The organism is Amniculibacterium aquaticum (genome assembly GCF_003852705.1).
GTDB classification, from domain to species: Bacteria; Bacteroidota; Bacteroidia; order Flavobacteriales; family Weeksellaceae; genus Amniculibacterium; species Amniculibacterium aquaticum.
Genome location: NZ_REFA01000045.1, coordinates 1 through 5,106, shown reverse-complemented (window position 1 = coordinate 5,106; position 5,106 = coordinate 1). Strand labels below are relative to the sequence as shown.

4 protein-coding genes are annotated in these 5,106 nt (G+C 33.1%); all 4 read right to left on the bottom strand.

Annotated elements, in window-relative coordinates:
• Window positions 1-245: 245 nt before the first annotated feature.
• Window positions 246-1,499 carry a TRAFs-binding domain-containing protein gene (locus tag EIY84_RS11435; protein WP_124643287.1) on the bottom strand — a complete coding sequence of 418 codons (1,254 nt, stop codon included), beginning with the start codon at window positions 1,497-1,499 and terminating at the stop codon, window positions 246-248.
• A gap of 1 nt (window position 1,500) precedes the next feature.
• Window positions 1,501-1,902, bottom strand: a complete 402-nt coding sequence (locus tag EIY84_RS11430; protein WP_124643285.1) for a TIR domain-containing protein — start codon at window positions 1,900-1,902, stop codon at window positions 1,501-1,503.
• A 276-nt stretch (window positions 1,903-2,178) separates the two neighbouring features.
• A complete protein-coding gene (locus tag EIY84_RS11425; RefSeq protein WP_124643283.1) occupies window positions 2,179-3,918 on the bottom strand; it encodes an ATP-binding protein in 1,740 nt (579 codons plus the stop codon).
• Between the two features lie 2 nt (window positions 3,919-3,920).
• Window positions 3,921-4,943 carry an SIR2 family protein gene (locus tag EIY84_RS11420; protein WP_124643281.1) on the bottom strand — a complete coding sequence of 341 codons (1,023 nt, stop codon included), beginning with the start codon at window positions 4,941-4,943 and terminating at the stop codon, window positions 3,921-3,923.
• Window positions 4,944-5,106: the final 163 nt, after the last annotated feature.

Below are 5,106 nucleotides of genomic sequence, written 5' to 3'. Positions count from 1 at the left end.
ATTTTTAAAATTTTCACGCAGAAATTATTCGGCATAAAATTTAGAAATCAGAAGGGTAGAGGTCAATAAATTTTCAAATTTGCAAAATCTTCAATTTGATAACGCTCCTCAAATATTACGGACAACGTTTTGGCGCTTGGCGCAGTGGCGGATTTCGGAGCACAAAACTGTCAATACACCACAAAAGTTGATGCGAGGTAGAATGTTCAAATAACTACTTCACCCGCCATTGAGCCAAACGCCTGTTACCGGTAGTTGTTCTTCTTTTTAAAGCTGTCAATGTAGTCAATCAGTTTCTTATTATGTTCCTTAAACGTGTCTATATCAAACTGTCCTTTGGAAAGTTTATTTATTTTATCAATGATATTATTTAACTCTGTCTGCTTGTCAAGTCCTAAATATGCTTGTGCTAACGACTGATAAATCCATTCTTTATCTCCACGTTCTTTGAATGTCTTTTGTTTTATATGGCTAAGACAAATTGAAACTACCTGCTCTCGTATTCTTTGACTTTGAACAAAAAATGATATTGCTTCATATCTATCATCCACGAGTGTTGATTTAAGGGTTAATAGATATGCATAGTTGATACCATTGTAATAGTCCTGAGCAATGTGATAACCTTTGGAATAGAATCTTATTGATTTTTCAAGATATGTCTTGTCGTTAGTTTCTTCAAAGAGTCTTTTATTTATTGCACCTGAAAGCCCTAATGTTTCAATGTCAGTAGTTTCTTCTGGATTTAATTCTTCTAAAATGTTCTCTGCATCAAGTAACGACTTCTTCAGATTGGGTTTTCCGTTTTTGTATGTCACTAAGGCAAGTCGTTGTCTTAGAAAAACATTTTGAGGCTCAAAAGTCAAGCAAGCTTTATAAAGCAAAATTGCTACTCCAAAATCGTTACTGTTTTTTGCATTTTCAGCGTCACTAATTAATTCTGAAAGACTAACTTGATTTTTAGGTCTCTCTGTTATTAATTCCAATTCTTCGTCAGTAAATACTGGAGGTTTTAGTTTAGGCAAATACGTGTAAACTGGGCTGTCATTTTTCTGTTTCTTTATGACAGCTTGAACTAAACTCTTTAGCTCTTTTTTGAATCTCAATGATTCAGTAACCCCAATATCTTTACCTAAGTGTTCATACTTGAAAATAACTGTATGATTAAGGTCAAATGGATATTTAGTTTGGTCTTCTGAAATTACAATAGTTGTGTTTGGTCTCAATGCGTGTCGAACACCAAGTTCATATAAGGCATTTGCATTTAATGTTGAAACGTCTGCAACTACTATGTCTGCTTTATAAATCCATTCGTACATTGGAACATCAATAGTTCCCGAATGTTTTATCTCTTTGGCTCTGAAGCAAGAGATTTTAAGCTCATCAAAAACTGGCTTTATCAAATGCTCAAAAGTCTTGTCAAGGTCTATGATTCGCCCTGTTTCAAAGTCTGTTTTTGGACCAAAACCTGTAATTACAAAGCAAGTTTTTTTTGAAGCCATATTAAGCGTTATTTATAGCTTTGGTAATTGCATCATAAGTAAAGGACATTGCCCAACTTGCTCCAATTCCAAGTAAAGCAGCAGGGGAGGTGTTTTCTCTGTCAGTCTTTACAGCTACAATTCTTTTTCCAAGGTCCACAGCTTTTTCAATTTCCCACTTAACCCAAGCACTCTTATGTGTCTTTTCGCCAACAATTATTAGAAAATATGTTGCTTCATTAATGTATCTTGAAATTGTCCTTTTTATAGCAGTAGCATCAGTGCTATTAACGGAAACGTCTGCCGAGTGGTCGTGGATTGAAAAGTCAAAAAGTTTATTTGCATCCCAAGCCAATAATAAGTTTTTGTAATGCTTGTCTTTGTCGTAGTCGTAGCTAATGAATACTTTCTTTTTGTAAGCCATATCTGTTTGTTTTTAATTATTAATGTTCAAAGTTAAAATTATCTGTCGTTGGTTGCAGTGTCTTTCTACAATTACCGGTAACGGGAAACGGCTTTGCGAAGGAGCGGAAAAGGAAGCACAAAAGTTCAATTCAGCACTACCGTAGCATAAGCCATTTTCTATTTGCTAAATTACAAAAAAAAGGAAATAAAAATGGCTTATGCGGTGATAGAATTACTAACGTTGAATTTTGCACTTAACCCGCTCTTTTGCAAAACCGATGTTGTGCGATCGTGCTTATATTTTTGATTGATTTCTCAAACCAATTACAGCATTTTTAATACTTTGTTTTTCTTCTTCATTAGACCATTCTTGCCAGAAATTAATAGTTGCACTTTGTGGTTTTATACTTGGTTCTGAAATGTTAATTCGTGTTGGTAATAATGAAGCATCTCCAACAACTAAAGCTTCCCCAATATCAAGAATTGGCAATGAATCTGTTAATCCGGCAAGATTATCTGGTAAAAGTTTCTTTATAACCGCTTGGTCGTCTGCATTAGATAGACGTAATGAAATAAAGTTATTGCACTGACTTAAAACAGTTCGGTTAACTTCTGATGGTCTTTGACTAATTACAGTTAAGTTTACTCCATATTTTCTACCTTCTTTTGCTATTCTTTCAAAATTTTTCAAACCAAGTTCTGATGCTGAATCTTGATTTGTTCTCTCTGGAATATATAAATGAGCTTCATCGCAAAATAAAGCTATTGGATGTCTATTTTCTTTGTTTGTCCATTGTTGGACTGAAAATATTAATCTAGAAATAAGACCAATAACTAAAGGGAGAACATCAGAAGGAACTTCTGAATAGTCAATAATTTTCACTCCCGAATTTTTGCTTTGGCATTTAGAACCATGCATTAGAGCTTCACAAAACTCATAAATCCAATCAATATGATTTTCTTCGTCAGTTATTTGAAACAAAAAGCCAAGTCTTTTATCTTGTGCTTTTGCCTCTAATCTTTGCACAAACCTTGTTAGTTTTCCAAAATATGGACCTTGCTTATCTCCACGTGCCCCAGCAACCATTTCCATGTCGAGTTCAGATATGATTCTTAACACTTCGGAAATTTTGTATGGGATTGGGCTGTCAATCGTAATGTTGCCTTTAAATGTTTCATCACCTATCGATTCTAAAAAAGACAGTTTTTCTTCAAACACAGTTTTTGAAAAAATCATTGCTTGATTTGGTGCGTTACTATCACTTCGGTCTAACAGCATTGCCAACATTTCCTCATATGTTAACAACCAATATGGTATCATAAGTATGCCATTGGATAGTTTGTTTTCCTTAGTTAAGTCGGATGGATTTGCAATTTTAAATCTCTGAATACCTTGGACATCAAAATTATCGGAACTATATTCTCCATGAATGTCAAAAAGAATTGTGTTTGCCATTGGTAAAGTTGCAATTTGCTCAATGATTTTTGCAACACACCAAGATTTTCCAGAACCAGTACTTCCAACAATTACAGCATGTCTTTGAAATAGTTTATCACCATCAAGAAATGCTTCTGCTTCTTCATCAATTGAATATTTTCCAATAGATAATGGAGTTTTTATTTCTGAGCTTGTTGTAATGGCTTTCATAAAATTGGTAATATTTTCTCCAATAATTTGATAACATTTAGCGTCAATTTCAGGAACTGAATCAAGTGTTCTTTTAAAAACATTGTGTTTACTTCCAACTTTATCAAAGAATGTACCTATTAAATTAACTTTTACAATATTCTCTGTAAGCAGTGCTATATTTAAACCATCATCAGATGAGGCTTCTTCGTCAGAAATTTTTCTAGTTATTTTATTAATGATTCCGATTAATAATTGCCCAGCTTTAGAACTTTCAACGGCTAATAGGTGGTTCACTTGAAGTTTTCGTAGATTTTCAATCTCGTTGACTTTGACAATTATAGTTGATGTATCTACGCTAAAAACAGTTCCGATATTAGATTCATCTTCAAATGTAAATATGCTCATGATTATTTAAGTACTTTATTAATAAATTCATCAAAAGACCAAATGTTTGATTCTTCAATAATTGGTTCTTCATATTTCGAGGAGTAAATTCTTGTTTGATTATCTCCAGCTTTTTCAAATAAGAAATAGTTTTTGCAATTATTTCCAATAATTGATTGTTTTGCTTTTTCCGTTAAAGTTCTTGCCAATACGATAATTGGTTTTCCGCTTTTAATCTGGTCTATTAATTTCGGTTGAAAATGGCTGTCATTGAATCCATATCCTACACAAAAAAAACTTTTAGAATTCTCAATTGTAGAGTCTGCTTTAGAGAAAATTGTTCGATAAGGCTCATTGTGTGTTTCTTCATATTTAGAAACTCCGGGAGTTACAATTGATGGTACATAGCCGTTAGGAATAGTTTTTCTTAACGGTAATTGATATTTTATATCTTCCTTAGATTTGAACCAATCTAACGAGCCATGAACTTTTAATATTTCCACAATTCCATTATATCCATGTAGGTTCGCTGGCAAAATTTTAGAGAGTGCTGTCGTTGATTTACCAATATAATTTTGAGAAAAAGTGTTATTTATATAAGCGTTTATTTCACTTGATGCATACTCGACAATTCTGTCATAGTTAGTGGTAATTACTGATACTTTATGATCAGAAGCTTTAATAAGATAGAATAAAAAATCTTTTAACGGCAGTTGATATTCTGAAGCTAATATTTTGTCATAAGCTTCAAGGTCTGCATTATTTATACACTCCCAAGTTTTAGAAACAATAGAGTTTACAACATTTTGGGTTACTTTAATATCCAGTAAACTCGTCTCTAAATCTTCAGTCTGCTCGAATTTATCAGTAAATAGTTTGAATGCTATTTTGTCGAATTCTTCGGTGAAGGAACAATTTTCTTTAATGTACATACCTAAATCAAACATTCCAGGTATTTTGTATGGGACAGAAGCCCCACTTCCCAAAATTATAGTCGGTACATTATTTATCCATTTTTGAATAAGTGCGAGTAAATCTTCGTTCATAGTTTCTTTGGCGGAATTTTGGGTTTAGCATGTCGCACAACGGTTTGCGGCTTTGTGAAGTGCGGACTTTGATTATCAAGTACTTATGCAGTCTCTACACCAAGCAAAAAGCCATTTTTCTTTTGCTAAAATACAAAAATTTGTAAAAGAAAAAGGCTTTTTG

Coding starts and splice junctions, on each gene's coding strand:
- EIY84_RS11430 (WP_124643285.1), bottom strand. CDS start 1,902: ATGGCTTACAAAAAGAAAGTATTCATTAGCTACGACTACGACAAAGAC.
- EIY84_RS11420 (WP_124643281.1), bottom strand. CDS start 4,943: ATGAACGAAGATTTACTCGCACTTATTCAAAAATGGATAAATAATGTA.
- EIY84_RS11435 (WP_124643287.1), bottom strand. CDS start 1,499: ATGGCTTCAAAAAAAACTTGCTTTGTAATTACAGGTTTTGGTCCAAAA.
- EIY84_RS11425 (WP_124643283.1), bottom strand. CDS start 3,918: ATGAGCATATTTACATTTGAAGATGAATCTAATATCGGAACTGTTTTT.